Source organism: Nocardiopsis sp. NPDC006198, from assembly GCF_040613895.1.
Classification (GTDB): Bacteria; Actinomycetota; Actinomycetes; order Streptosporangiales; family Streptosporangiaceae; genus Nocardiopsis; species Nocardiopsis tropica.
Genome location: NZ_JBEXSY010000055.1, coordinates 13310 through 38088 on the forward strand (window position 1 = coordinate 13310; position 24779 = coordinate 38088).

Annotated in this window: 24 protein-coding genes; 4 read left to right on the forward strand and 20 right to left on the reverse strand. The window is 74.7% G+C overall.

What is annotated here, in order from left to right:
* Positions 1-79: 79 nt before the first annotated feature.
* The 7 genes from ABZ234_RS26770 to ABZ234_RS26800 all read right to left on the reverse strand — a co-directional run bounded on the left by ABZ234_RS26770 (position 80) and on the right by ABZ234_RS26800 (position 6540).
* Entirely contained in the window at positions 80-1012 is a 933-nt protein-coding gene (locus ABZ234_RS26770) for a hypothetical protein (RefSeq protein WP_355013878.1), read from the reverse strand.
* Positions 1013-1176: 164 nt separating this feature from the next.
* Entirely contained in the window at positions 1177-2430 is a 1254-nt protein-coding gene (locus tag ABZ234_RS26775) for a cytochrome P450 (protein WP_355013879.1), read from the reverse strand.
* A complete protein-coding gene (locus tag ABZ234_RS26780) occupies positions 2430-3647 on the reverse strand; it encodes a cytochrome P450 (RefSeq protein WP_267949248.1) in 1218 nt (405 codons plus the stop codon). Before ABZ234_RS26780 ends, ABZ234_RS26775 begins: the two co-directional genes overlap by 1 nt.
* 158 nt (positions 3648-3805) lie before the next feature.
* On the reverse strand, positions 3806-4429 hold the full coding sequence (locus ABZ234_RS26785) for an ATP/GTP-binding protein (RefSeq protein ID WP_355013880.1): 624 nt from the start codon (positions 4427-4429) through the stop codon (positions 3806-3808).
* Positions 4410-4769, reverse strand: a complete 360-nt coding sequence (locus ABZ234_RS26790; RefSeq protein WP_267949246.1) for a DUF742 domain-containing protein — start codon at positions 4767-4769, stop codon at positions 4410-4412. The genes ABZ234_RS26785 and ABZ234_RS26790 overlap by 20 nt, the downstream gene beginning before the upstream one ends.
* On the reverse strand, positions 4766-5170 hold the full coding sequence (locus tag ABZ234_RS26795) for a roadblock/LC7 domain-containing protein (protein ID WP_267949245.1): 405 nt from the start codon (positions 5168-5170) through the stop codon (positions 4766-4768). The genes ABZ234_RS26790 and ABZ234_RS26795 overlap by 4 nt, the downstream gene beginning before the upstream one ends.
* Positions 5170-6540: an ATP-binding protein gene (locus ABZ234_RS26800; RefSeq protein ID WP_355013881.1), complete on the reverse strand. Its 1371-nt coding sequence runs from the start codon at positions 6538-6540 to the stop codon at positions 5170-5172. The genes ABZ234_RS26795 and ABZ234_RS26800 overlap by 1 nt, the downstream gene beginning before the upstream one ends.
* 900 nt (positions 6541-7440) lie before the next feature.
* Between ABZ234_RS26800 and ABZ234_RS26805 the strand changes: the two genes are divergently transcribed.
* Positions 7441-7824: an RNA polymerase-binding protein RbpA gene (locus ABZ234_RS26805; RefSeq protein ID WP_267949243.1), complete on the forward strand. Its 384-nt coding sequence runs from the start codon at positions 7441-7443 to the stop codon at positions 7822-7824.
* A gap of 234 nt (positions 7825-8058) precedes the next feature.
* Here ABZ234_RS26805 and ABZ234_RS26810 read toward each other — a convergent pair whose 3' ends face one another.
* From ABZ234_RS26810 to ABZ234_RS26830, 5 genes are all read right to left on the reverse strand, one after another.
* Entirely contained in the window at positions 8059-8859 is an 801-nt protein-coding gene (locus tag ABZ234_RS26810; protein WP_267949242.1) for an HAD-IIA family hydrolase, read from the reverse strand.
* A gap of 222 nt (positions 8860-9081) precedes the next feature.
* Positions 9082-9834, reverse strand: coding sequence for an SCO1664 family protein (locus tag ABZ234_RS26815; RefSeq protein WP_344184018.1), 753 nt, complete (start codon positions 9832-9834; stop codon positions 9082-9084).
* Positions 9835-9898: 64 nt separating this feature from the next.
* Positions 9899-10480: a DUF3090 domain-containing protein gene (locus tag ABZ234_RS26820; protein ID WP_344184017.1), complete on the reverse strand. Its 582-nt coding sequence runs from the start codon at positions 10478-10480 to the stop codon at positions 9899-9901.
* Between the two features lie 133 nt (positions 10481-10613).
* Positions 10614-11405, reverse strand: a complete 792-nt coding sequence (locus tag ABZ234_RS26825; protein WP_355013882.1) for an MSMEG_4193 family putative phosphomutase — start codon at positions 11403-11405, stop codon at positions 10614-10616.
* A gap of 99 nt (positions 11406-11504) precedes the next feature.
* Positions 11505-12344 carry an undecaprenyl-diphosphate phosphatase gene (locus ABZ234_RS26830; RefSeq protein WP_267949238.1) on the reverse strand — a complete coding sequence of 280 codons (840 nt, stop codon included), beginning with the start codon at positions 12342-12344 and terminating at the stop codon, positions 11505-11507.
* A 245-nt stretch (positions 12345-12589) separates the two neighbouring features.
* On the opposite strand from ABZ234_RS26830, the gene ABZ234_RS26835 reads away from it, so the two are divergent.
* On the forward strand, positions 12590-13543 hold the full coding sequence (locus ABZ234_RS26835; protein WP_344184014.1) for an aldo/keto reductase: 954 nt from the start codon (positions 12590-12592) through the stop codon (positions 13541-13543).
* Between the two features lie 72 nt (positions 13544-13615).
* On the opposite strand, the gene ABZ234_RS26840 is transcribed toward ABZ234_RS26835, so the two are convergent.
* On the reverse strand, positions 13616-15892 hold the full coding sequence (locus ABZ234_RS26840; RefSeq protein WP_344184013.1) for an LLM class flavin-dependent oxidoreductase: 2277 nt from the start codon (positions 15890-15892) through the stop codon (positions 13616-13618).
* Between the two features lie 98 nt (positions 15893-15990).
* Here ABZ234_RS26840 and ABZ234_RS26845 point away from each other — a divergent pair, with 98 nt between their 5' ends.
* Both ABZ234_RS26845 and ABZ234_RS26850 read left to right on the forward strand, forming a co-directional pair.
* Positions 15991-16536, forward strand: coding sequence for a MarR family transcriptional regulator (locus ABZ234_RS26845; RefSeq protein WP_355013883.1), 546 nt, complete (start codon positions 15991-15993; stop codon positions 16534-16536).
* A gap of 133 nt (positions 16537-16669) precedes the next feature.
* On the forward strand, positions 16670-18631 hold the full coding sequence (locus tag ABZ234_RS26850; protein ID WP_355013884.1) for a helix-hairpin-helix domain-containing protein: 1962 nt from the start codon (positions 16670-16672) through the stop codon (positions 18629-18631).
* Positions 18632-18685: 54 nt separating this feature from the next.
* Here the strand turns inward: ABZ234_RS26850 and ABZ234_RS26855 are convergent, their stop codons facing one another.
* The 7 genes from ABZ234_RS26855 to ABZ234_RS26885 all read right to left on the reverse strand — a co-directional run bounded on the left by ABZ234_RS26855 (position 18686) and on the right by ABZ234_RS26885 (position 24777).
* On the reverse strand, positions 18686-19312 hold the full coding sequence (locus ABZ234_RS26855; protein ID WP_267949233.1) for a TetR/AcrR family transcriptional regulator: 627 nt from the start codon (positions 19310-19312) through the stop codon (positions 18686-18688).
* A 178-nt stretch (positions 19313-19490) separates the two neighbouring features.
* The gene (locus ABZ234_RS26860) at positions 19491-20252 is read right to left on the reverse strand and encodes an SDR family oxidoreductase (RefSeq protein WP_344184903.1); all 762 of its coding nucleotides are present in this window, start codon (positions 20250-20252) and stop codon (positions 19491-19493) included.
* 187 nt (positions 20253-20439) lie between these two features.
* Positions 20440-21204, reverse strand: a complete 765-nt coding sequence (fabI, locus tag ABZ234_RS26865; RefSeq protein ID WP_267949231.1) for an enoyl-ACP reductase FabI — start codon at positions 21202-21204, stop codon at positions 20440-20442.
* Positions 21205-21303: 99 nt separating this feature from the next.
* Entirely contained in the window at positions 21304-22008 is a 705-nt protein-coding gene (locus tag ABZ234_RS26870) for a beta-ketoacyl-ACP reductase (RefSeq protein ID WP_355013885.1), read from the reverse strand.
* Between the two features lie 249 nt (positions 22009-22257).
* The gene (locus tag ABZ234_RS26875) at positions 22258-22626 is read right to left on the reverse strand and encodes a VOC family protein (RefSeq protein WP_355013886.1); all 369 of its coding nucleotides are present in this window, start codon (positions 22624-22626) and stop codon (positions 22258-22260) included.
* A gap of 116 nt (positions 22627-22742) precedes the next feature.
* Positions 22743-23402, reverse strand: coding sequence for a response regulator transcription factor (locus tag ABZ234_RS26880; protein WP_355013887.1), 660 nt, complete (start codon positions 23400-23402; stop codon positions 22743-22745).
* A gap of 115 nt (positions 23403-23517) precedes the next feature.
* A complete protein-coding gene (locus ABZ234_RS26885; protein ID WP_355013888.1) occupies positions 23518-24777 on the reverse strand; it encodes a histidine kinase in 1260 nt (419 codons plus the stop codon).
* Positions 24778-24779 lie beyond the last annotated feature (2 nt).

Below are 24779 nucleotides of genomic sequence, written 5' to 3' on the forward strand. Positions count from 1 at the left end.
TCACCGGGGCCTCCGTGGGGCCACAGCCCCGGCGACGCCGAAGGGCGGCTCCCGCCCGGTTCCGCCACGGCCCCGGCGCTCACCGGACGGGCACCGCCAGCTCGACGAGCGAGGAGCACTCCTCCAGGCAGCCGCCCACCCGGAGGACGCCGCCGGAGGAGGCCCCGGGCAGGTGGAAGGCGGCGCGGGCGAGGGTCCCCGCGTCGAGTTCGCGGCGTCCCGCGACGGCGTCCACCCGGCTCTCGTGTCCGCTCCCGCTCCGGTAAACGGCCTGCCCCAGGTCGAGGTCGGCGTTCTCGCGCGTCTCGAAGCCGACCGTCACCACCAGGGCCTTGGCCGTGGTCGACCGGTAGGCGGTCAGCAGGGTGGCGCTCACCCCCGCGGACTCCGCCCGGGGACGCGTGCCCGGGGCGGGGACCAGCAGGCCGGGGCCGGGGTCGCCGCCGTTCACGCGCAGGCCGCCGACCAGCCCGTCCTGCGCGGTGAAGCCCCGGTACCCGGAGCAGCCCGGCGCGCCGCCGGGGTCGGACCCGCGGCACAGCTTCCAGCCGTGGGCGGTGCGCTCGACCTCGAAGGCCGCGGCGGGGCTGCCCCCGTCGGCCCCGGCGCGGGCGACGGACACCTGGTGGGCGAGGTAGTCGTGGGCCGTGGAGTCCTCGGCCGCGTACGCCAGCCCGGCGGCCATCCGTGCGGGGTCGCCGGAGGCGAGCGCCTCCATGTACGCCGCGACGGCCTCCTCGGGGGCCTCCTCCGGCTCCTGCGCCTCCCCCGTCGCGGGGTCGGAGGCGGAGGGCCGCTCCTCGGGGTCCGTCCCCGGACCGGTCCGGGGCCCCTCCTCCCCGCCGGGGGTGCGGGCGGGCCCGGGCGCCGGGCGCGCGCCGTCGGGCTCGGACGGCGCGGCCGGCGCGTGCCCGCCGCCGGGCGGGAGGCGCACCCCGGCGGCGTCGCAGCCGGCCGCGGCGGTCCCGAGGAGGATGACGGCCGCGGCGGCGGCCAGCCGGATCGACGCCATTCCCGTTTCCCCCGTGTTCTCCGCGAGAACCCACGACCCGCCGATCTTATGACTCGGCGTCGTCAATGCAGGGGTTTGTCGGTGTAAGGAGTTGTCGACGGTTTCCCGCTCCGCCGGGGCAGGGGCCGCCCCTCCCTGGACGGCCCCTGCCCCGGCCGGACCGTCTACGGGCGCAGGACGACGGGGAACTCCCGCAGGCTGGTCACCGACAGCGCCGCCACGACCTCCAGCTCCTCGTCCGGGACCGCCAGGCGAAGGTCGGGGAAGCGCTCGAAGAGCATCGGCAGGATGATCCCGGCCTCCAGGCGCGACAGGGGCGCGCCGGGGCAGATGTGCGGACCGTACCCGAAGGAGATGTGGCGGCCCTGCGTCCGGTCCGGGTCGAACACCGACGGGTGCGGCTCCTCCCCGAACTCCTGCCGGTCCCGCGTCGCGGCGCCGTAGTGCGTCATCAGCGCCTCGCCCTTGCGGATGGTCTGGCCGCCGATCTCGACGTCCTCGGTGGCGAACCGGAACATCATGACGTTGTTGGGCGGGTCGTAGCGCAGGGTCTCCTCGACCACCGCGTCCCACGTGACCTCGCCGCGCCTGAGCCGGTCGAGCTGCCCGGGGTGGGCGAGCAGCGCGCGCACCACGTTGTTGAGCAGGTTGACCGTCGTCTCGTGCCCGGCCGCCACCACCGTCAGCAGGGTGACGGCGATCTCAGTGTCGCTGAGGGGGTCGTCCTCCCCCTCGCCCGCCCTGAGCAGGTCGGCGGTGAAGTCGTCGTGCTCGTCCACGGCCGCCCTCTTGCGGGCCGTCATCTCCGCGAAGAACTGGAACAGGGTCGCGTAGATCTGGAGGTGCTCCCCCTCCTCGGTGGTGCCGGAGAAGAGCTTGGCGTACATCTCGCCCAGGTTGGTGTACTCCTCCTCCGCCACCCCGTACAGCTCGCCGATCACGGCCATGGGCACCTTGAACGTGAACTCCGACCTCAGGTCCAGCCGCTCGCCCGCCCGCTCCTCCAGCGCGTCCAGGGCCTTGGAGGTCAGTGCCTCGATGCGTGGGCGCAGCCTCTCCACCCGGCGCGCCGAGAAGGGGCTGGCGATGAGCCGGCGCATCCTGCGGTGCGGCGCGCCGTCCAGGGCGAGCATGTTGGTGTCGTCGGTGGGGATGGTCCCCATCAGCGGCCACTCCGCGGTGACCGCGCCGCTCCGGAAGTCGGCCCAGTGCGCGACGCTCTTGACGAACCGGGGGTCGTTGAGCGTGGCCCGGCTGACCTCGTGGTGGGTGGTGGCCCACGCGCGCACGCCGCCGGGCAGCTCCACCCGGACGACCGGGCCCTCCTGGTACAGGCGCTCGCGGTCGGCCTGCACGTCCTCGGGCACCGCGTGGACGAGGACCGCTCCGTCGGGGGTGTGCTGAACGGGACAGGGCATCAGATGACTCCTTGGGGGGGTGCTGGAGTGAAGGTGACCGGGAGGGAGACGACCCCCCGGACCCAGGGCGACGGACGCCACCGGACCTCGTCGGCGGGTACCGCCAGCTCGATGTCGGGCAGACGGTCGAGCAGGACCTCGATGGCCGTGATGGCCATGGTCTCGGCCGTCCCCCGCGCGGCGTGGGGGCAGCCGTGTTCTCCGTGGGAGAAGGACAGGTGGGCGTGGTTGGTCCCGCCGCCGGGCGCGCGCGGGCCGGCGTGCACGCGCGGGTCCTTGTTGGCCGCGGCGTACCCGAGCAGCAGCAGGTCGCCCTTGCGGACGACCTTCCCGCCCAGCTCCACGTCGTGGACGGCGAAGCGGCCGGCGTTCATCTGCGACGGGGAGTCCTCCCACAGGACCTCGGTCAGGGCCTCCTGGACGCTGCTGCGCGCCCCGGACAGGGAGGCGGAGAACCGGTCGTCGGTGAGCATCAGGCGCAGCGCGTTGCCGATCCACTCCGAGGTGGTCTGGTGGGCCCCGCCCAGGACCGCCACGAGCTCGGCGACCAGGTCCTCCTCCGTGTAGGCGGCGGGGTGGGCGATCATCCGGGAGACCACGTCCGGCCCGGGCTCGGCCCTGCGGGCGGCGATCAGCCCGGCCAGCTCGGCGGCGATCTCGGCGTGGGCCCTCTGGGAGTCGGGGCCCGCGTCGAAGACGGTCCCCATGAGGGAGGCGATCCTCTCGCCCCGGTCGTCGTCCATGCCGTACATCCAGCACAGGAGCAGGGAGGGCAGGCGCTGGGCGTACTGGGAGCGCAGGTCGGCCGAGGAGGAGGCGCAGAAGCCGTCGACGAGGCGGTCGGCGATGCGGGTGGCGACCATGCGCAGCTCGTGCGGGTCGGCGCCGTCGAGGGCGTCGTTGACCGCCCGCACCCGCCGCCGGTGGTCCTCGCCCTCCGCCGAGAGCAGGTTGGGGAGCGGGACCAGCACCGGCAGCAGCGGCCAGTTCTCCGGCACCCTGTCCCAGGCGTTCCAGCGCCGGGGGCTGCGGGCGAACACGCCGTGGTCGCTCAGCACGTGGTGGAGCTCCTGGTAGCCGATGACCAGCCAGGCGGGGACGTCACCGTCCATGAGCACGGGCACGACCGGCCCGTGCTCCTCGCGCATGGACCGGTAGAAGCCCTCGGGGTCGGCGTTGAACGCGGGGTCGTACAGCTTGACGGGCTGGCCTCGCACGGGGTTCCTCTCCTGGAGGGGGCGCTGCCCCGCGCCGACCGTCTCGTGCCCGGTCGCGCGCGTGGCCTGGGGATGGGCGTGTGCCGGACCTCGGCGGCGCCGGCACCGGTGCTAGTGCCGCGCGGGCGGCCGGGGCCGGGGGGCCTCGCCGGGGCCGCTCACCGGGTGCTCCGCGCCGCGACGAGGGAGCGGACGTGCCGGACCAGCGAGATCAGGACCTGCTTGGCCGAGTCGCGCTCGCGGGCGTCGCAGCGCACGAGCGGGACGGCCGGGTCGAGGTCGAGGGCGGCGCGCACCTCGTCGAGGCCGTGGGAGGTCTCCCCGAAGTCGTTGTGGGCGACGACGAAGGGGGTCCCCTGGGCCTCCAGGCGGTCGATGGCGTACCAGGACTCCTCCAGGCGGCGGGTGTCCACGAGGACGACCGCGCCGAGCGACCCGGCGAAGAGGCGGTCCCACAGGAACCAGAAGCGCTCCTGGCCGGGCGCCCCGAACACATACAGGACGGCGGTGGCGTCCAGGGTGATGCGGCCGAAGTCGAAGGCGACGGTGGTGGCGCGCTTGCCCTCGACGCCCTCCAGGTCGTCGACGGCCGCGCCCGCCCGCGTCATGGTCTCCTCGGTGTCGAGCGGCCGGATCTCGCTGACCGAGCGCACCAGGGTGGTCTTGCCGACGCCGAAGCCCCCGAGGACGGTGATCTTGAGGGCCTGCTCCGTGGTCCCGGGCAGCGGCGCCTCGGCGGTGCGGGGCCCGGGTGCGGGGGGCTCAGAGGTTGTGGAGTGCAACGAGGACCTTCTCCAGGACGTCCGGTGAGGCGAGGGGCTGGGCCGGCGAGGGGGCCGGCCGGGGGTGGCGCGCGGTGATCCTGCCGGTGTCCAGGAGGTCGGTGAGCAGGATGCGCACGACCGCCACGGGCAGGCGCAGGTGCGCCGACACCTCCACCACCGCCGTCGGGTTCCGGCACAGGCGCAGGATCTCGGCGTGCTCGGACTGCATGCCGGGCACGGCCTCGCTCTCGGCCACGACGAGGGTGACCGCGTCCAGCGACTCGTCGGCTCCCCCGCTCCGGCCGGAGGTGATCACGTAGAGCCGGTCGGGTCCCTCGTGGCGGTGGGCGCCGCTCATGCCGGTCCGGGGACCGCGCGCGGCGGCGTGGTGAGGTGCTCGCCCATCTGCTCGACGAGTTCGTTCATGTTGTGCCCGACCAGGCCGGGCTCGGCCTCCGCCGACGTGATGACGGCGAGGTGGGCCCCGTGCCCCGCCTCGACGATGAACAGCAGCCCGCCGTAGAACTCGGCCATGGCCTGGCGGACGCCGCCCCCTCCGTCGCCGAACTCCACCGACGCGCTGTGCGCCAGGCTCTGCACCCCGGCGGCGATGGCCGCGAGGTGGTCGGCGCTGTCGGCGCGCAGGCCCGCGCTGTGGCACAGCTTGAGCCCGTCGCGTGACAGGACGAGCGCGTGGCGGGTGCCGGGCGTGCGTTCGAGGAGGCCTTCGAGAAGCCAGGTCAACGTGTCGAGGTCCATCATGCGTCCTTCGGTGATCCGGTCGGGTCCTGGCCGCGCACAGCGGAGCGGAACGCGCCGAACCCCTGGGCCGCGGTGGCGGGACGTGTCGTACGGGGTCGGGGCCCGGCGCTCTCGGCCGCCGCGAGGGTCTGCCCGCGGCGGCGCTGGGGCAGCCCGCCGTCCGCGGCGGCCGGCGCCGCGGCGGGGAGCGGTCCGGTACCGGTGTCCGCGGTCCCCGGGCGGACCGGGGTGGAGGGGGCCTCCTCGGGCTCCGGGCGGACCGGGGGCTCGGGCAGCGGTTTGACGAGCTTGCGGGGCAGGAGCAGGACGACCGCGGTGCCGCCGCGCGAGGAGGGGCGGAAGGAGACCGACAGGCCGTACCGGTGGGCGATCCGGCCCACGACCGACAGCCCCAGTCGCGTGCCGGAGATGGCGGAGAGGTCGAGGCGGTTCTCGACCGCGCTGCGGGCCCGGCGCAGGGCCTCCTCCCCCATGACCAGCCCGCCGTCCTCGACCATGACGGCGATCCCGGCCTGCACCTCCTCCACGTGCACGTGGACCTCGGCGGTGGGCGGCGAGAACTTGGCCGCGTTGTCGAGGACCTCGGCGAGGGCGTGGATGACGCCCTCGGCGGCGAACCCGGCGACGGCCTGCTCGGACACGTTGTGGACGCGGACGCGCCGGTAGGCGCCGATCCGCCCCATGGCTCCGCGGACGACGCTCTCCATCGCGATGGCGCGGCCCCAGCGGCGGCCGGAGCGCGCCCCGGTCAGGACGGCGATGCTGTCGGCGATGCGGCCCGCCTGGGCGGTGCTGTGGTCCAGGTGCATGAGGTCGCCGAGGACGTCGTCGCCGGAGCCGTCGCCGTGGCGCTCCTGCATCCGGCGCAGGTCGGCGAGCATCGTGGTGGTGAGCGCCTGGACCCGCCCGGCCGCGGTGGCGCAGGCGACCATGGCGGCCGACCTGCGGCGTTCGGCGGCGGCGATCTCCGCGGCGACCGCCTTCAGCGCGGCGTGCGCTCCGGGGTCGTCGATCCGGGGCAGCCGGTGCAGGGCGGTCTCGGCGGAGTCCCCGGCGCGCAGGCGCTCGACCAGCCGGGGCAGGTGCTCGTCGGCGAGCGCGGCGGTGTCGGCGCGCAGGCCGGCGAGCTCGGCGCCGAGCTCGCGGACCCGGCGGTCGCGGCGGTCCAGGAGCAGGGCGAGGGCCGCGAGCAGCAGGAGGGGCGCGGCGGACACTGCGGCGGCCGGGAGTTCCCGGAGTCCGGGGACGGCCCACAGGGTCCAGCCCCAGAAGGGCAGGGCGGCCAGCGGGAGCAGGAGGAGCCGGCGCGGGGCGCGCGTCCCCTGCGGCACGCCTCCCGGGGGGAGGGGGGTCTTCCAGGCAGTCATCGGGCTCCACGTCCGGCGGCGTCTTCACTTGCGGGCAGTGCACGAGGGCACGCGGAAAGATCGTTTTCCGCATACGGGAGTCCACCGAAAGGAAGGACGTAATTGTCTCAACCAGCGCTTTTCGGCGCACAGCGAGTCAACATACCATCAGACGATGGAAGCGACCATGCCAGGACAATGAAGAATCAATGGGGGACACGGCACAGGCGTCCGCATCCCGCCGGGCAGAGGACTTCCCCAACGTGATAGGCACTTTCGCGACCCCTCGGAAAATGAGCAAACGCCATTGTCCGGACAATCCGGGCGCACATATCGTGAACAGCCACGACAGCATGCACAAGTGCCCCGTGTTACAGATGTGGCAGATGTGACTAGCGCGCCCACGGGGTCGCGGAACAGCCGGGCGGCCGCCCCGCCGCACCGCGCGTCCGCGGCGCGTCTCTCCCCACGCGGGCGACCGCACCCCGGGAACGGCGGCGACCGGACAGACACGGAGTGCATGTGCGCGCCGTTCCGCCGGGGTGGACCGAACCGGCCTCCGAGCGGGCGGCGGCCGGTCGGACCGCCCCACCCCGCGGCGCCGGAGCACCCGGCCCGCCCCGGCGGACACGCGGCGCCCGCGACCGGCACGTGAACCGCGACGCGCCGACCGATGGAACAAAGGGGGTGTACGGGATGTTTTTCTTCCAAGGACGCGCGGAATAGAGACACACCCGAAAAGGGCACCCTGGAGTGCCGCAGGTCACATGTGCCAGACTCTGCGCGCCGGACGAAGTTTCCGAGGACGAGTGGCCCCGAGAGCTCCCGGGGTGATTCGACCTCAGGTCAGCGGGGAATCTTGACGTGGAACGACGTGTTACACCCCGCGAGACCGCACAAGCGCCTGGAGGCACCCACACGATGGCCGAGCGAGCACTTCGCGGCACCCGGCTCGGGGCGACGAGCTACGAGAACGACCGCAACACCGACCTGGCTCCGCGGCAGGAAGTCACCTACGACTGCACCCGGGGCCACCGCTTCTCGGTCACGTTCGCGACCGAGGCCGAGATCCCCGTCGAATGGGAGTGCCGCTTCTGCGGCGACCGCGCCCTCCGACGGGACGGCAACGGCGAAGAGCCCAAGAACACCAAGCCGGTGCGCACGCACTGGGACATGCTGCTGGAGCGCCGGAGCATGGAGGACCTCGAAGAGGTCCTCGCCGAACGCCTGGCCCTCCTGCGCGCCCGCCGCCGCGAGGAGGCGGCCAAGGTGGAGGAGCTCGCCAAGCAGCGGCAGAGCGCCTGACCACCCCGCGACACACGGGGGCGGTGGACGATGCGTCCGCCGCCCCCGTCGTCGTGTGCGGGGGTCCGCCCCGCGGGACGGAGGGCCGTGCCCCCGGCCCCGGTCGAAGGGGTCGGCGGCCCCGCCCCGTGGTCTCGTACCCGCGGCGGGGTTCGGCGTCGGCACCGGCCGCACGTACGAGGTCATCCGGGCCGGGGGCCCTCACACCGCACGGGCGGCGGTCCCGGCCGGCTCCTAGCCGCGGTTGAAGGGGTCCTGCGTGTGGCCGACGAGCTCCTTCACCGACTCGAGCACCCGTGTGGGGCGGTAGGGGAACTGCTCGGCCGTGTCCCGGCCGGAGATGCCCGTCAGCACCAGGACGGTCTGCAGGCCCGCCTCCAGGCCGCTGAGCACGTCGGTGTCCATCCGGTCGCCGACCATCAGCGTGTTCTCGGAGTGGGCGCCGATCCGGCGCAGCGCCGACCGCATCATCAGGGGGTTGGGCTTGCCGATGAAGTAGGGGCGCCGCCCCGTCGCCTTCTCGATCAGCGCGGCGACCGCGCCCGTGGCGGGCAGCGGGCCCTCGGCGCTCGGACCGGTCTCGTCGGGGTTGGTGGCGATGAACCTGGCCCCGCCGCGGACCAGGCGGATCGCACGGGTGATGGCCTCGAAGCTGTAGGTGCGCGTCTCGCCCAGGACCACGTAGTCGGGGTTGCGCTCGGTCATCACGTAGCCGACGTTGTGCAGGGCGGTGGTCAGCCCCGACTCGCCGACGACGTAGGCGGAGCCGCCGGGGCGCTGGGTCTGGAGGAACTGCGCCGTCGCCAGCGCCGACGTCCAGATGGACTCCTCCGGGATGTCCAGGCCCGTGTTGAGCAAACGCGCGCGCAGATCACGCGGGGTGTACATGGAGTTGTTGGTCAACACCATGAACGGGGTCCCGTGTTCGCGCAGCTCCGCGATCAGCGTGTCGGCGCCGGGGATCAGGTGTTCCTCGCGTACGAGGACGCCGTCCATGTCGAAAAGGTAGTTCCACTCGTTGCTCACGTGCACCATTGTGCATGCCGTGGTCGGTAGTGCACCATTCCTACCCCCCGGTAGTGGACACGACTCACACCCGCCCGTCCGGGACGGGGGGCGGGAGAACACCGCTCGTCCACGCTTGCGACACCCACGGCCGCCCGCCCCGCGTCCGGATCATCGCACCGGAGACCGGCGTGCCGGGGAGGGGCGTGGGCGCGGGCGGGGACGCCGCGCGGGCCGTCCCCCGGCCCGCGGTCAGACCGGGGGCCAGGGGACGGCCGGCCAGTCCGGGGCGGGGTAGGGGTGGATGCCGTGGCGCACGAGCAGCTCCACCCGGCTGCGGACCGCGTAGGCCTCCGGGCCGGTCAGGTGGCGGCGCAGGGTCGCGGACAGGGCGCTGCCGGAGTCCTCGAGCTGGGCCCCCACCGCCTCCAGCCGCTCCACGACGTCCTCGGGCAGGGGCTGCCCCTGCCACTGCCACAGCACCGTGCGCAGCTTGTAGTCCTCGGCGAAGGTGACGCCGTGGTCGCAGCCGTACAGGTGCCCCCCGGGGGTGGGCAGCAGGTGGCCGATCTTGCGGTCGGAGTTGTTGACGACCGCGTCGAACACCGCCATGCGGCGCAGGCCGGTGTTGTCGGTCTCCCTCGACAGGGCGACCAGGTCCACCGTCGTGTCGCCGTGCACCCACAGCTGCACCATGCCCTCACCGAAGGGGCCCTCGCGGTGGACCGTGGGCGGCACGACCGCCCAGCCCAGCGCCTCGGAGACGGCGTAGGCGGAGACCTCGCGGCCGGCCAGCGTCCCGTCGGGGAAGTCCCACAGGGGCCGCTCCCCCGCCACCGGCTTGTACACGCACGCCGCCGAGCGGACGCCGTCGGAGACCGTGCAGTACAGGGTGGCGTTGGACGCGGCGGTCAGGCGCCCCTCCACGGTGATCTCCCCGTGGAGGAGGAGTTCGAGCCCCACGGAGGGGCTGAGGCCGTCGAAGGCGTCGGCGGTGTCCCTCATGGCGGCCCTCCGGGGGTCGGGAGTGAGCGTGTCGGGACCGCCGGCGGCGTCGTCGACGGCGAGGTCAGACGAGGCGGTCCGGGCGGTAGCCGTTCTGGCGCGCGCAGATGTGGCCGTTGGGGTCGAGCGGGCGCCCGCACAGCGGGCAGTCCGGGCGGCCGGCGGCGACGACCTTCATCGCGCGTCCGGCGAACGCGCGGGCGGCGCCGGGCGTGAGGTAGACGCGCAGGACGTCGCGGTGGGCGGGGGCCTCCTCGGCGAAGACCTCCAGCTCCTCCTCGTCGTCCTCGACCAGGTCCTCGCCGGCGGTCTCGTCGACCTCCTGCGCCTCGATGATGACGCGGGCCGCCTCGGCGTCCCAGGCCAGGGCGAGGGTGCCCACGCGGAAGTCCTGCTCGATGGGCTGCTCGAGGGGGCCGTCGTCCTCGGGCGAGGCGACGTCGTCCGGCGGGGAGCCGAAGCGCCGGTGCACTTCTTCCAGCAGTTCCTCGATACGGGTGGCGAGCGCCTCGACCTGCGCCTTCTCCAGCACGACGCTGGTGATGCGCCCCTCTCCCACCGCTTGGAGGAAGAAGGTGCGGTCTCCCGGCTGGCCCACGGTTCCTGCGACGAACCGCTCCGGCGGGTTGAACTGAAAGACGGGCATGGAAAGAACCTTAAGGGATAGCGCGGGCCCCGCGCCAAACCCCCCGGATCCGCTGGTGGAGCGGCAGGGCCGGGCGGGGCGGCCCGGCGCCGGGTCCGGACGGGGTCCCGGCGCCCACGCCGGCCCCGGCCCCTCAGGCGGTGCCCGGGGCCGGCGCCCGGCTCCCCGCTCCCCCGCCCACGGCCGCTTCCCCGCCCGCCTCCGCCGAGGTGGGCAGGCCGGCGGCCAGGCCCTCGCCCGTGTCGTTGAGCTTGTTGAGGAACGGGCGGGTGCGCGCGTAGGTGATGGAGGTGACCGAGCAGGGGTCCACGCGCAGGCGCTGGAAGAGGTCCAGGTGCATGCCGAGTGCGTCGGCGACGATCGCCTTGATGATGTCGCCGTGGCTGCACACCACGTACACGGGCGGCGCGGCCGGTGCCTCCCCGTCCCCGGCGGGGGACGGTACCGCCGTCCCCGCCGGGGGCAGCAGCAGGCGGGTGTTCCAGTCGCGGACGGCCCCGACGGCGCGGGCCGAGGCGGCGGCGAGCGACTCGCCGCCGGGGAAGCGGGCGGCGCTGGGGTGGTCCTGCACGACGCGCCACAGGGGTTCGCCGGACAGCTCGGCCAGCGAGCGCCCGGTCCAGGAGCCATAGTCGCACTCCAGGAAGCGCTCGTCCTCGGTGACGGGGACGCCGAGCCGTTCGGCGACGGCCCCGGCCGTCTCCCTGCAGCGTTCGAGCGGGCTGGAGACCAGGGCCGCCGGGCGGAGTCCGGCCAGGCGGGCGGCCAGGTCGGCGGCCTGGGCGCGGCCCGTGTCGTTGAGGTGGACCCCCGCGGCCCGCCCGGCCAGGCGGGGCCCTGTGGCGTCGGTCATCCCGTGCCGGACGAGGAGGAGGGTGACCGCCTCGGGCGCGGTCGGGGTCTCGTGGGGTGCTGGTGTCGCCATGGGCACCAGGGTAGGCCCGGTCGGGGCCGCCGGGCCGGAGTCCGGGGGCGCGCCCGCCGATTGGGCGGGCCGCGCCCCCGGACCGCTCGGGGAAGCCGGTCAGCCGACCCCGGCTCCGCCCTCCGGGGCGAGCACGCCGAAGAGGACCAGGGCGAGGATGACGACGCCCAGGGCGATCCGGTAGATGACGAACGGCATGAAGCTGTGGGTGGAGATGAACCTCATCAGCCACGCGATGACCACGTAGCCGACCACGAACGCGACCAGGGTGCCGACGAGGGTGGCGCCCCAGCCCGCGTACTCGTTGCCGCCGATGTCCAGCATCTTGTAGAGGCCGGAGGCGAACACGGCGGGCATCGCGATCAGGAACGCGAACTCCGCCGCCGCCGGCCGGGTGAAGCCCAGCAGGCGCCCGCCGGTGATGGTCGCGCCGGAGCGGGAGACGCCCGGCACGAGCGCCAGGCACTGGAACATGCCGAAGACCAGGCCCCGGCCGAGGGTGAGGTCCTCCAGCTCGTTCTGGCGGCGGGCGTAGTGGTCGACGGCGCCGAGGATGACGCCGAAGACGATGAGGGAGAGCGCGATCAGCCGCAGGTCGCGGAACACGCCGTCGATCTGCTCCTCCAGGAGGAGGCCCAGCACCCCGATGGGGATGCTGGCGATGATGACGTACCAGCCCATGCGGGCGTTGACGTCACCGCGCAGGTCGCGGTCGACCAGGGACCGGCACCAGGTGGTGATGACCGCCCAGATGCGTCGGCGGAAGTAGACGACCACGGCCAGTTCGGTGCCGATCTGGCTGACGGCGGTGAAGGCCGCACCCGGGTCGGGCCAGTTGAAGAAGGCCGCGAACACCCGCAGGTGGGCACTGGAGGAGACAGGCAGGAACTCGGTGAGTCCTTGGATGAGGCCGAGAACGACCGCCTCGAAGATGGACACGCGGTTTCGGACTTTCTGGATAGTCCGGTGCCAGGGGGCGCCGGAGCACTGCTGGGGAACGGCCCGGCCGGGGCGCGCGTACGCGGAGGGGCGGGCTGTGTGCCGCCCGGGGGACGGAGAGGGTTCGGTCCCCGCCGTGTTCGAGCCGCGATCGTGGCGAACGTCCCCGGTCCGGGCTGCGCCGAGACTACGCGGCGAGGGTGTACTCGGGGCCGACTCCGGGTGAACAGGGTACTCTCCGCCGCATGGAACAGCGACAGGTGGGCAGATCAGGGCTCTGGGTGTCTCGTACCGCCCTCGGGACGATGACCTGGGGAAAGGACACCTCCGAGGAGGAGGCCGGGCAGCAGCTCACCGCGTTCGTGGACGCGGGCGGCACGCTCGTGGACACCGCCGACATCTACACGGGCGGGCAGAGCGAGCGGATCCTGGGGCGGCTGCTGCGCGCGGCCGTGCGCCGGGACGACGTGGTGGTGGCCACCAAGACCGGCCACACCCCCGAGGGCTACCGGCCGGTGGACGCCTCCAGGCGGCACCTGCTGGCGTCCCTGGACGCCTCGCTGCGGCGGTTGCAGACGGACTACGTCGACCTGTGGCAGCTCCACGTGTTCGACCCGGCCACCCCGCCGGAGGAGTCGCTGGCCGCGATGGAGGCCGCGGTCGCGGCGGGCAAGGCGCGCTACGTGGGCGCGGGCAACCTGGAGGCCTGGCAGTTCGCCACCCTGGCCACCTGGCAGAGGGCGCAGCCCGGCCGTGTCCCGCTGGTGAGCGTGGGCACCGAGTACTCCCTGCTCAACCGGGGCGCCGACCGGGGGCTGCGGCCCGCCGCCGCGGCCGCGGGCGCCCACGTGATCGCTTGGGCGCCGCTGGGCCGCGGGGTGCTCAGCGCCAAGTACCGCAACGGGACGCCGCCGGACTCGCGGGCGGCGTTCCCGCACATGGCCCCGTACGTGGAGCCGTACCTGGACGACCGCAGCCGCCGCGTCGTGGAGTCGGTGTGCACGGCCGCCGAGGGCCTGGGCGTGCCGCCGCTGGCGGTCGCGCTGAGCTGGGCCCGCGACCAGGAGGGCGTGGCCGCCGCCGTCACCGGTCCGCGGACCCTCGCCCAGCTGGAGGAGGTCCTGGGGGTGGAGGGCGTGGAACTGCCGCCCGAGATCCGCGACGCCCTCGACGACGCGACGGCGCGTCAGGAGCGCTGACCCCTCCGGCCGCCGGCTCCCCCGGTCGGACGCCGCACCCCGGCCCTCCCCCGGCCGCGCCCTCCCTCCCGCTCAGTCCCGGGTCGCGGGCGGGATCGGGAAGTTCTTGTCGAACAGGTTCCCGGGGTCGTACTCGGCCTTGAGGCCGCGCAGTCTGCCCAGGACGGGTTCGGGGAAGGCCCGCGCGAGGACCTCCGGCCCGGTCCTGGTGTCGAAGCTGAGGTACATCCCCTCCAGGTGCTCCTCCAGCTCCGCCCAGCGCTCGTCCATGCGCGGCACGCGCGGCCCCGAGGACATGGTGGCCAGGCAGAAGTTCTGGGTCCGGTGGGCGTAGGCGGTGGCGTCGGCGGGGACGTCGTTGACGGCCCCGCCGACCTGCCGGAGCTGCATGAAGTACGTGTCGCCGGAGGCGAGCAGCTCGGCCATGCCCCCGGCCAGCTCGGGCGTGATGTGCCGCAGCAGCCCGCTCCGCGACGCGGGCAGCCCGTGGCCCCGGTGCGGGGCGTCGTCATGGGGCAGGATCGCCGGGTAGGGCGCGACCTGGGCGCGCTGGTCCAGCACCGGCCCCGCCGCGAGGAACGGTTCGAGGGCCCGCACCGCCAGGTCGGTGTCGTCCCCGGCGTAGACCACCATCGCCTGCGCGACGGGGCCGCCGCCCCCGCGCCCGGGACCGGTGGTGAGGAACGCGGTGACCTCGCGGGGCGCGGCCTCGGCGATCTCGCCCCAGGCCCGCAGGAACCCGGCCGTGTCGCTCGCGTCGTAGGCGAACTGGCCGAGGACGACGTCGCGGAGCGGTGCGGCGGTGGCCTCGACGGCGGTCAGCACCCCGAAGTTGGCGCCCGCGCCGCGCATCGCCCAGAACAGGTCGGGGCGGTGGTCGGCGTCGGCCCGCACGAGCTCCCCGTCGGCGGTGACGACCTCGACGGCGGTGATGTTGTCGATGGTCAGCCCGTGGGCGCGGGAGAGGTAGCCCAGCCCGCCGGTGGTGGCCAGGCCGCCGACCCCGACGCCCCCGTGGTCGCCCGAGCCGAGCGCGAGCCCGTGGGGTGCCAGCGCGGAGGCGACGGCGCCCCAGCGGGCCCCGGCGCCGAGCCGCACCAGTCCGGTGCCGGGGTCCAGGACCCGGACGCCGTCCATGCGGGAGAGGTCGACCACGACGCCGCCGTCGCCGGTGGAGCGGCCGCTGATGCCGTGGCCGCCGCTGCGGACGTGGAGCGGGGCGTCCTGGGCCCGTGCGTAGGCCAGGGCCGAGGCGACCCCTTCGGCGTCGCCCGGCCGCAGGACCAGTCCGGGGCTGCCGTGCTGCATGTAGCCGTGGCGGACCTTGGCGTAGCCCTTGTCCCCGGGCTCGACGGCGTCGGCGCGCAGGGCCTCGGGGACGGCGTCGTAGTCGATGCCGGTGCGGCGGGCGGCCAGGGCGGCGACGGGGCGGACCGGCCCCGTCGGGGTGCCCGCTCCGGCGCGCTCGGCGGCCACGGCCTCACGCAGGGCCGGGGCGACCTCGGCCGCGAGGGTCTGGAGGGTGCGGGGGTCGTCGGAGGCGGCGATGAACGTGGAGAAGCCGTGTTCGAGGACGAGCGGGAGCAGTTCCTCCACCCACTGCTCGGGCGGCCCCTGGAGGAAGCCGCGGTTCGTCGGCAGGAAGGCGTTCTGGGCGAGGTTGAGCATCCGGCGGACCTGTCGGGGGTCGCGGCCGGCCTCCAGGGCGGCCTCGTCGACGGTCTTGTTGGACGAGGCCATGTCCTCGGGCCGCAGGTAGCCGAGGCTGGGCAGCCAGCCGTCGGCCTTGGCTCCGACCAGGCGGAGCATGCGGGGCTTGTAGGCGCCGAGGTGGATGCCGATGTCGTGGGCGGGGGCGGGCCCCCTCTTCATGCCCCGGACGGAGTGGTGCTCGCCGTCGAGGCGGACCCCGCCGCGGGCGTCGGTGTCCCAGACGGCCCGGATGACGTCGATGCCCTCGCCGAGCGCGTCGACGGACTGGCGCGGGGTCAGGCGTCGCGCGCCCATGGCCTCGATGCCGTCCCAGAAGGCCCCGGCGCCGAGGCCGAGCTCGAACCGGCCGCGGGAGAGCAGGTCGAGACTGGCCGCCGAGCGGGCCAGCATCGCGGGGCCGCGCAGGGGCAGGTTGAGCACGTTGCCGGACACCCTGATCCGGGTGGTGCGGGCGGCCACCCAGCTGAGCAGGGTCCAGGTGTCGAGGAACGCGGGGTTGTAGGGGTGGTCCTGGTAGGTGACCAGGTCCAGCCCCGCCTCGTCCGCGATTTCGGCCAGGGTGACGGCCCGGTCGGGGTCCTGCGCCGCGGGCGTGACGAAGGCGCCGAACTCCAGCGGATGTCCGTAGTCGGGCATGGGGCTTCTCCTCGGAGGGGGCGAAACTAGTTTGTTCAGCAAATGATGTTGGCAACAACTTATCTTAGCCACCACGTATTCCTGATACTCTCGGGGACATGACGACCACCACTCCGGACAGCGGACCCGGCACGACCCTGGGGTGGTCCCTGGCCGTCGTGCTGCGCCGCTGGCACGAGCTCACGGAGGCCTCGCTCACCGACATCCCGCACGGCAGCCGCGGCTACCACGTCCTCACCGCGGCGGTCCACGCCGAGCCGCCCACCCAGGCGGCCCTGGCCGAGCGCCTGCTGATCGACCGCAGCGTGATGACCTACCTGCTCGACGACCTGGAGGAGGCCGGGCTGGTGCGCCGCCGGGTCGACCCCGGCGACCGCCGGGTGCGGCGGGTGTGCGCCACCGAGCGCGGGCGCGAGGTGCTGGCCGGCGCCCGCGACCGGGTGGACCGCGTCGAGGAGCGCGTGCTGGCCGGCGTGGACGAGCCCTCCCGGGCCCTGTTCCGCGCGAGCGCCCTGCGCGCGGCGACCAGCATCCAGGAGTCCTCCCCGACCACCGACCCCTGTCTCGCGGTACACGAGGTCGTGGGCGGGGGCGACGGGCCCGCCGGGGGGCGCGGGGGCGGGCGCGCTCGGCGCGGAGCCTGAGCGGACGCACCCCGCCGCCGGCCCGCCCGCAGCTCGGCGCAGCTCGGCGCGGGTCGGCGCCGGACCGGAACGTCACCGCGAGTCGATAGGCTCCCAGGGTCCACGAACCGCGTGACGAGGGGAACCACCCGAGGTGTCCGAGGCTGTCGAACAGGTCAACGCCGTCCTTGACCGGATGGGCGCCCCCGGCGCCCTGGCTCCCCGGCTGCTGGCCGCACTGGGACCGGGCGCCGCCGCGGACCTGGACGCGAACCCCTGGCTGCTGCTGCGCCTCCCGCAGGTGACCGTGGAACAGGCCGACTTCTGCGCGCGCAGGCGCCTGGGCGACGCCGCCCGCCCCGACGACCCCCGCCGCCTGACGGCCCTGACCGCCCACGTGCTGCGGCTGGCCGCACGCCGCGGCAACACCGTCGTGGAGGAGAAGCGGCTCGCGGCGGCCGTCGGCAAGCTCGGGGTGGCCGCCCCCGCGGCGGCCCTGGAGGCGGCCGCGGCCGACGGGAGCGCGGTGGTGCTGGAGAGCACCGACGAGCCCGACGACGACTTCGACTTCGAGGAGGGCGGGGTCCCGGAGCTGCCCGAGGACACCGACCGCTACTACGCCCTGGCGGACGTGGGCGGCGCCGAACAGCGCCTGGGCGAGGAACTGCTGCGGCTGATCAGCGGCAACGACCCGATCATGGACACGGCGACCGCCGGGGAGACCGTGGAGGCCGCCGAGGAGCGGGGCGGGTTCTCGGTCTCCGACCGGACCCGCGAGGCCGTGGTGACCGCGGCCCTGCGCCCGGTGACCGTGCTGAGCCACGGACCGGGCGACGCCGGGGAGATCGCCAGGGCCCTGCTCTGCCTGCACGCGATCGCCGCCGACAGCCGGGTGGGGATCGCGGTGGCCGCGCCGACCGCACAGGCCGCGGCGGCCCTCGACGCCGAGATCGCGCGCGTCCGCGGGACGGACGCCGGGCCCGGCGACGGCCCCGCGCGGGACGCCTCCGGCGAGGGGGACCGGGCAGCGGCCCCCTCCCCGGCCGGGGACCCCGGCGGCGGGGGCGGACCGGCCGAGGAGGAGGGCTCCGGGACCCCCGGCGCCCCCGGGGAGGACGCCGGGGACGGGGAGGACGCCGGGGACGGCGAACAAGGATCTCCGGAGGGCGGGGACGCCGGGGACGGCCCCGCAGCGCCCGCGCCCCTGCGCGCGGTCCCGCTGGCCGCCCTGACGGCCGGGGCTCCCCTGGCGGTCGGGCTCGTCGTGCTGTGCGAGGCCATGTCCGTGGGCGCCGCCCGCGCCGCCGAACTGGCCGCGGCGTGCCCCGACGGGGCCCACCTGGTCCTCGTGGCCGACCCCCACCAGGCCCCGTCCGCCGCACCGGGGCGGGTCGCGCTCGACATCGCCGCCTCGCGGACCGCGCACGTGGCGGAGATCGCCGGCGCCGAGGCCCCCGGGCCCCTCGCCGAACTCGCGGCGGCCGTGGCCTCCGGCGGCGTCCCCGAGGTGGAGGCGCCCGGGCGCGAGGTCGTGCGGGTGCCCGCCTCCTCCGCGGAGGAGGCCGCGCACCGGGTGGTACAGCTGGTGACCGACTCCATCCCGCGCGCGCTGGGCATCGGCTCCGAGGACGTCCAGGTGGTGGCCGCCCGCGAGGACGGACCGGCGGGCACGCGCTCGCTCAACGCCGGGTGCAAGGAGCGGTTGAACCCCGGCCCCGGCGCGCACGGGGGGTTCGACGTCGGCGACCGGGTGCTGCTGGCCGCCTCGGGACCCGGCTTCGCCCCGGGCGACACCGGGTACCTGCGCGAGGTGGACGGGGAGGCCGTGGTGGAGCTCTCCGGCGGCGCCCGGGTGAGGGTCGCCGACCCGGCGGCGCTGCGCCACGGCTGGGCGGTGACGGTGGCCGCCGCGCACGGCGGCCTCTGGCCCGCCGTGGTGGCGGTGTTCCCGCCCGAGGTCCCCGTGTCACGCCCTCAGGTGTACACGGCGCTGACGCGCGCCACCCGGCACGTGTCGGTCGTGGACGCCACCGCGGGCGCGCTGGAGACGGGCGTGCGCGACAACGCCGCCCTGGAGCGCTCGACCCTCCTGGTCCGGATCCTGCGCGAGGGGTAGCCCCACTCGGTCGCCCGGGCTCGGCGTCCCGGCCGGGACGGGGCGGGACGGCCCTCAGCGGGCGTACTGGCGGCACTCACCCGTGAAGACGGAGGCGAGCTCGGCCCCGAGCACCGCCCGCGCCAGCTCGGCGGCGCCGGGGCTCCCCCGGTGGACCCGGGTGGCCAGCCCCTCCGTGACCGCGCCCAGGCGGGCGGCGGCCGCGTCGGCGTCGAGGTCGGGCGCCACCTCGCCGCACTCCACGCCGTTGCCCACGGCGCGGACGAGTTCGGCGTGCATGGCGGCTCCGGCCCGGGCGTCCACCTCGGCCAGGGCCGGGTTGTCCAGCGCCCGTCCGGCGAAGGTCCGGATCACGCGGAACTCCGCGCGTCGGGGCCCGTCCAGCGGCAGGTGCTCGGCCAGGGCCGCGCCGAGGATCTCGGCGATGGTCCGCTCGTGGCGGGCGCCCGTCCTGACGATGTCGGCGACACGGGCGGCGACGTCGCCGCTGACGCGCTCGAACGCGTGCAGCAGCATGTCGTCCTTGGACGGGAAGTAGTGCTGCACGAGCCCGACCGACATCCCCGCGCGGGCGGCGGTGCGGGCCACGGTGACGGAGCCGAGGCCGCTGTCGGCGATCAGCTCGCACACGGCCCCGGTGATCTGCGCCCGCCGGTGGGCGTGGTCTGCGGTTCTGGGCACCGCAAGACGGTACCAGGGCTCCGACGTGACCATACAGCCGTACGGCGGTGGCGGTGGCGGTGGCGCGGGCGCCCGCGAGGAGGGCGGCATCGGGCAGCCGGAGGACGACGTGGCCGGGCGGTGGCCCGTGCGCCCTCGCCGAGGAGGGGTGCGCGCCCCGCCGACCGGTGCCCCGGGCTCAGACCCGGTCGAGGAAGCCCCCGTCGACGACCAGGTTCTGCCCGGTGACGAACGAGGCCGCCGGGCTGGCGAGGAAGACCACCGAGCGGGCGACCTCCTCGGGGCGGCCCAGGCGTCCGTAGGGGATGCGCTCGCGGATGCTCTCGTAGAACGCGGGGTCGTTCTCGCGGCGGCGCTCCCACCCCCCGCCGGGGAACTCGGTCGGACCGGGAGAGACGGTGTTGACCCGCACCCCGTCCGGCGCCCACGCACGGGCCAGCGAGGACGCGTGGTGGTTGAGCGCCGCCTTGACGGCGCCGTAGGACCGCGGCCCGGCGGGCGCGGTGGTGTGCAGTGCGGAGGTCGTGGAGACCAGCACGACCGCGCCGCCGCGCCCGGAGGCGCGCAGATGGGGGCCGGCCGCCCCGGTCAGCCGCACGAACGGCATCAGGTCGGCGTCGAACCCGCGCTGCCACTGGTCCGCGGTGGGGGCGCTGCCGCCGGACACGTTGGACACCAGCACGTCCAGCCCGCCGAGCGCCGTCACCGCCTCGTCGACGAAGGACGGCAGCGCGTCGTGGTCCGTGACGTCCAGCTCGCGGGAGAACACCTTCACGCCGGTCCCGCGCAGCTCCTCGGCGGCCCGGGCGAGGGGTTCGGGGCCGCGGGCGCAGATCGCGAGGTCGGCGCCCTCCTCCGCGAACGCCTGGGCGACGGCGCGGCCGATCCCGCGGCTCGCCCCGGTGACGACCACCCGTGCCCCTGACAGTCCCAGATCCATCCGTCCGTACCTCCGACGCCGTCGTGCTTCCCGGGTTTTCGCGGCCGTCCACCAGGGTCACACGGAAGGCGCCGGGCACACGGGTGCACACGCCGCGACCGGCCCCGGGACGGCACGCGGTCGGGAGCCCAGGGACCCCCGACCGCGTCAACCTACCGCACCGGGGTGCGGGCCTCCGGCGGCCGGGTCAGGCCCCGGTGGAGTGGAAGCCGCCGTCGACGTGGACGGTCTCGCCGGTCGTCGCCGGGAACCAGTCGGACAGCAGCGCCACGACGGCCTTCGCCGCGGGCTCAGGGTTGGTCATGTCCCAGCCCAGCGGGGCGCGCTCGGGCCAGTTCTGGGCCAGTTCGGCGAAGCCGGGGATGCTGCGGGCGGCCATGGTGCTGAGCGGCCCGGCGGAGACCAGGTTGACCCGGATGTCCCGGTCGCCGACGTAGCGCGCCAGGTAGCGGGCGGTGGAGGCGAGCGCGGACTTCGCGACGCCCATCCAGTCGTAGGTGGGGTAGGACACGCTGTTGTCGAAGTCGAGGGCCACGACCGAGCCGCCCCCGCCCATCAGCGGCATCAGGGAGGTGGTCAGGGACTTCAGGGAGAACGTGGACGTGTGCATGGCGGTGGCCACGTCCGGCCACTCCGTGTTGAGGAAGTTCCCGCCCAGGGCGTCCTGCGGCGTGAACCCGATGGAGTGGACGATGCCGTCGAGGCCGTCGACGTGCTCGCCGACGCGGGCCGCGAGGGTGCCGAGCTGCTCGTCGTCGGTGACGTCGAGCTCCAGGACGGGGGGCGTCTCGGGCAGGCGCTTGGCGATGCGCTCCACCAGGCTCATCCGGCCGTAACCGGTGAGCACGAGCGTGGCGCCCTGCTCCTGGGCGAGGCGCGCCACGTGGAAGGCGATGGAGGAGTCGGTGAGCACCCCGGTGACGAGGATGCGCTTACCTTCGAGGATTCCCATGGTTCGGGTGGTCCGTCCTGTCTTGCTGTTCCGGAGGGGGAGCTCCGGTGGCTGCGGTCTGCGGAGTGCGGGGAACGGCCGGCGGCCGGGCGGGGCGGCTCAGTGCCCCATGCCGAGGCCGCCGTCCACGGGGATGACGGCGCCGGTGATGTAGGCGCCCCCCGGGCCGGTGAGGAAGCTCACGGTCCTGGCGATGTCCTCGGCCGAGCCGAGGCGCCCCAGCGGGACGTTCTTCTTGATCTCCGCCTGGCGGTCCTCGCTCAGGACCGCGGTCATGTCGGTCTCGACGAAGCCGGGGGCGACCACGTTGACCGTGATGTTGCGCGAGCCGAGCTCGCGGGCGAGGGAGCGCCCGAAGCCGACCAGGCCGGCCTTGGACGCGGCGTAGTTGGCCTGGCCGCCGGAGCCGAGGAGGCCCACCACGGACGAGATGAGGACGACGCGGCCGGAGCGCTTGCGCATCATGCCGCGCACCGCGCGCTTGGTGACGCGGAACGAACCGGTGAGGTTGGTGTCCACGACGGACGAGAAGTCGTCCTCGCTCATCAGGGCCAGGAGCTGGTCCTTGGTGATCCCGGCGTTGGCGACGAGCACCTCGACGGGGCCCTGCGCCTCCTCGACCTCCTTGAAGGCGGCGTCCACCTGGGCGGAGTCGGTGATGTCGCAGCGGACGCCGAGCAGGCCCTCCGGCGGTTCGCCGGAACGGTAGGTCACCGCGACGGAGTCTCCACCGGCGGCCAGCTCACGGGCGATGGCCAGGCCGATTCCGCGGTTGCCGCCGGTGACCAGTACCGAGCGCGACATAGGGGCTCCTCTTCTCCTGCGGCTGCTGTGATCAGCCACGACGTGATGTTCCGGGGGTGGGATCGCATTGCAGCGTACCGAGCTACCGGCCGGTAGACGCAACTGAGGCGGAGAGCGACATCGCCCTCCATATCGCCACCAAGCGGCCGGACCTGCCCCGATGCGGCCCCACCGCGTCGGCGCGGGCGGCGCCGCCCGTCGCCGCGCCGCGCGGAGTGACGGTTGTCTCGCCGGACGGGATACGGGCTCTCAGCCCCTCACCAGGCAGAAGGGATGGCCGGCCGGGTCGGTGAGGACCCGCCACACCCCCTTGCCCGGCTGGTGGTCCGGTCTGCCCGCGCCCAGCTCCAGCAGCCGGGCCTCCGCCTCGTCCAGGTCCTCGACCGCGAAGTCGAGGTGGGACTGCTGGGGGACGGTCTGGTCGGGCCAGCGCGGAGCCCGGTAGCCGTCGACCCGCTGGAAGCCGACGAAGAGCCCGTCCCCCCGTGTGAGGCCGGCGAAGTCGGCACCCGATCCCGGGTGGGGTTCGAGGCCGGTGGCCTGCTGGTAGAACGCCGCCAGGGCCACAGGATCAGCGCAGTCGAGTGTGATCGCGGTCAACTTCATCAGTGGGGGCATGGGCACCTCCGTGCCGGTCGGTGGACGTGCGCGGGATCTGTCGGAGACGGATGTCCTCCTGCCGCGCCGGGCCTCGGACGACAGCCGCGGCCCGTGCCGGGGCTCCCCGCAACGGTTCAGGCCCACCCCGCGTCGTGGGCGAGGATGGCGGCCTGGACCCGGTTGGACATGCCCATCTTGGCCAGGATGCGGCTGACGTGCGCCTTCACCGTGGCCTCCCGCATCCCCAGGGCCCGGCCCGCCTCGGCGTTGGACATGCCCTGGGCCACCGCCACGAGCACCGACCGCTCCCGCTCGCTCAGCACCGACAGGCGCCGCGCCGCCTCCTCGCGCCCCGCGGCCGAGTCGGCGGGAGCGGGCGAGGCGAAGCGTTCGAGCATGCGCTTCGTGACGCTGGGGGCGAGCATGGCGTGGCCCTCGTGCACGGTGCGCACCGCGGCGATGAGGTCGCGCGGCGGCGTGTCCTTGAGCAGGAAGCCCACCGCCCCGGCGCGCAGCGCGCTGTGCACGTACTCGTCCAGGTCGAACGTGGTCAGCAGGACCACGCGGGGCGGTTCGGACAGGGACGTGAGGCGGCCGGCGGCGGTGATCCCGTCGGTGCCGGGCATGCGGATGTCCAGCAGGACCACGTCGGGGCGGAGCTCCTCGGCGAGGCGTACGGCCTCCTCCCCGTCTCCCCCCTCCCCCACGACCTCGATGTCGGGGGCGGAGTCCAGGATCATCCGCAACCCCGACCTGACCAGGAGTTCGTCGTCGACCAGGAGTGTGCGGATCACCGTGCGGGTCCTCTCGTGTCGGTGTGCGAAGGCAGCGGCGACCGCGCCGGCCGCCGTCGGCGGCCCCGGGCGCGGCGGCCCGGCGGGCCGGGGCGCCCGGGCCCCTCGGCGGGGTTCACTCCGCGTCCCGGTCCGGGCGGCCGTCGGTTGGCAAGATAGCGCGCATCCGCCACCCCCCGTCGGGGCACACCCCCGCGCTGAGGCTGCCCCCCGCCAGCACCACGCGCTCGTGGAGGCCGGTCAGCCCGAACCCGCTCTGCGGCATGGGCACGGTCGGCGCGGGCGCGGGCTCGTTGGCGACCTCGACCTCGACCTGGCGGGGGCCGTGGTGCAGGCGCACGGCGACCTCCGCACCGGGGGCGTGCTTGGCCGCGTTGGTCAGCCCCTCCTGGACGATCCGGTAGGCGGTGCGCTCGATCCCCGGCGCCAGGGGCCGCACCCGCCCCGTCTCCTCCCTGCGCACGACCATGCCCGCGGCGCTCCACTCGGCGACGAGCCGGTCCAGGTCCGCCAGGACGGGCTGGGGCGCCGTGGGCGCGGCGGCGGTCGTCTCGTCGCGCAGCACTCCGAGGATCCCGCGCAGCTCGGACAGCGCCTCCCGTCCCGTGGTGCGGATCAGACCCGCGGCCTCCACCGTCCGGGCGTCCTCCGAGGACACCTCCAGCCCGCCCGCGTGCAGCACCATGAGGCTGACCCGGTGGGCGACCACGTCGTGCATCTCCCGGGCGATACGGGTGCGCTCGGTGGTGAGGGCCTGCTCGGCCATCAGGTGCTGTTCGCGTTCGAGTCTCTCGGCCCGCTCGTGGAGCCGTTCGACCAGCTGGCGCCTGGTCCCGATCCACAGGCCCGCCGTCACCGGGACGACGAGGAAGAACACCACGGCGATGACGTACGTGAGGCCGTTGGTCCCGTATCCGCCGCCGGTGGCCAGGCACAGCAGGGCGAACCAGGCGGCGACCAGCCTGCGGTTGTCGAAGTAGACGGCGTAGGAGTAGATGGCGATCGAGGCCGGGACGAAGTTGCCGAAGCCCGCCAGGAGGACGACCGCGATCAGGAGCAGCCACTTGGGCCGGGTGCGCCGGAACAGGATGGCGGCGGCCGCCGCGAAGGCCGGGACCACGGAGAGGACGACGGCGAGGCCGAGCAGCGCGATCATCGCGCTCACGGACCCGGAGCGCGAGAGGACGGCGGATCCGGACTCGAACGCACCTCGGAAGACACCGTTCGCGCCCACCTGGAGGAGCAGGCTCAGCGGAAGGGTCCCCAGGGCGTAGAGCCAGTCGGCGATGCGGAGCCTGCGGTCCCACCACCACTGCCAGTTGCTCCGCCACCGGGCGCCGACGGACCGCCCCCTGTCGTTGACCCAGGTCCTCATGG

Excerpts from the sequence above, each read along its gene's own strand:
- ABZ234_RS26770 (WP_355013878.1), bottom strand. The coding sequence starts at position 1,012 with ATGGCGTCGATCCGGCTGGCCGCCGCCGCGGCCGTCATCCTCCTCGGG.
- ABZ234_RS26775 (WP_355013879.1), bottom strand. The coding sequence starts at position 2,430 with ATGCCCTGTCCCGTTCAGCACACCCCCGACGGAGCGGTCCTCGTCCAC.
- ABZ234_RS26790 (WP_267949246.1), bottom strand. The coding sequence starts at position 4,769 with ATGAGCGGCGCCCACCGCCACGAGGGACCCGACCGGCTCTACGTGATC.
- ABZ234_RS26795 (WP_267949245.1), bottom strand. The coding sequence starts at position 5,170 with ATGGACCTCGACACGTTGACCTGGCTTCTCGAAGGCCTCCTCGAACGC.
- ABZ234_RS26800 (WP_355013881.1), bottom strand. The coding sequence starts at position 6,540 with ATGACTGCCTGGAAGACCCCCCTCCCCCCGGGAGGCGTGCCGCAGGGG.
- ABZ234_RS26805 (WP_267949243.1), top strand. The coding sequence starts at position 7,441 with ATGGCCGAGCGAGCACTTCGCGGCACCCGGCTCGGGGCGACGAGCTAC.
- ABZ234_RS26810 (WP_267949242.1), bottom strand. The coding sequence starts at position 8,859 with ATGGTGCACGTGAGCAACGAGTGGAACTACCTTTTCGACATGGACGGC.
- ABZ234_RS26815 (WP_344184018.1), bottom strand. The coding sequence starts at position 9,834 with ATGAGGGACACCGCCGACGCCTTCGACGGCCTCAGCCCCTCCGTGGGG.
- ABZ234_RS26820 (WP_344184017.1), bottom strand. The coding sequence starts at position 10,480 with ATGCCCGTCTTTCAGTTCAACCCGCCGGAGCGGTTCGTCGCAGGAACC.
- ABZ234_RS26825 (WP_355013882.1), bottom strand. The coding sequence starts at position 11,405 with ATGGCGACACCAGCACCCCACGAGACCCCGACCGCGCCCGAGGCGGTC.
- ABZ234_RS26835 (WP_344184014.1), top strand. The coding sequence starts at position 12,590 with ATGGAACAGCGACAGGTGGGCAGATCAGGGCTCTGGGTGTCTCGTACC.
- ABZ234_RS26840 (WP_344184013.1), bottom strand. The coding sequence starts at position 15,892 with ATGCCCGACTACGGACATCCGCTGGAGTTCGGCGCCTTCGTCACGCCC.
- ABZ234_RS26845 (WP_355013883.1), top strand. The coding sequence starts at position 15,991 with ATGACGACCACCACTCCGGACAGCGGACCCGGCACGACCCTGGGGTGG.
- ABZ234_RS26860 (WP_344184903.1), bottom strand. The coding sequence starts at position 20,252 with ATGGATCTGGGACTGTCAGGGGCACGGGTGGTCGTCACCGGGGCGAGC.
- fabI (WP_267949231.1), bottom strand. The coding sequence starts at position 21,204 with ATGGGAATCCTCGAAGGTAAGCGCATCCTCGTCACCGGGGTGCTCACC.
- ABZ234_RS26870 (WP_355013885.1), bottom strand. The coding sequence starts at position 22,008 with ATGTCGCGCTCGGTACTGGTCACCGGCGGCAACCGCGGAATCGGCCTG.
- ABZ234_RS26875 (WP_355013886.1), bottom strand. The coding sequence starts at position 22,626 with ATGCCCCCACTGATGAAGTTGACCGCGATCACACTCGACTGCGCTGAT.
- ABZ234_RS26885 (WP_355013888.1), bottom strand. The coding sequence starts at position 24,777 with ATGAGGACCTGGGTCAACGACAGGGGGCGGTCCGTCGGCGCCCGGTGG.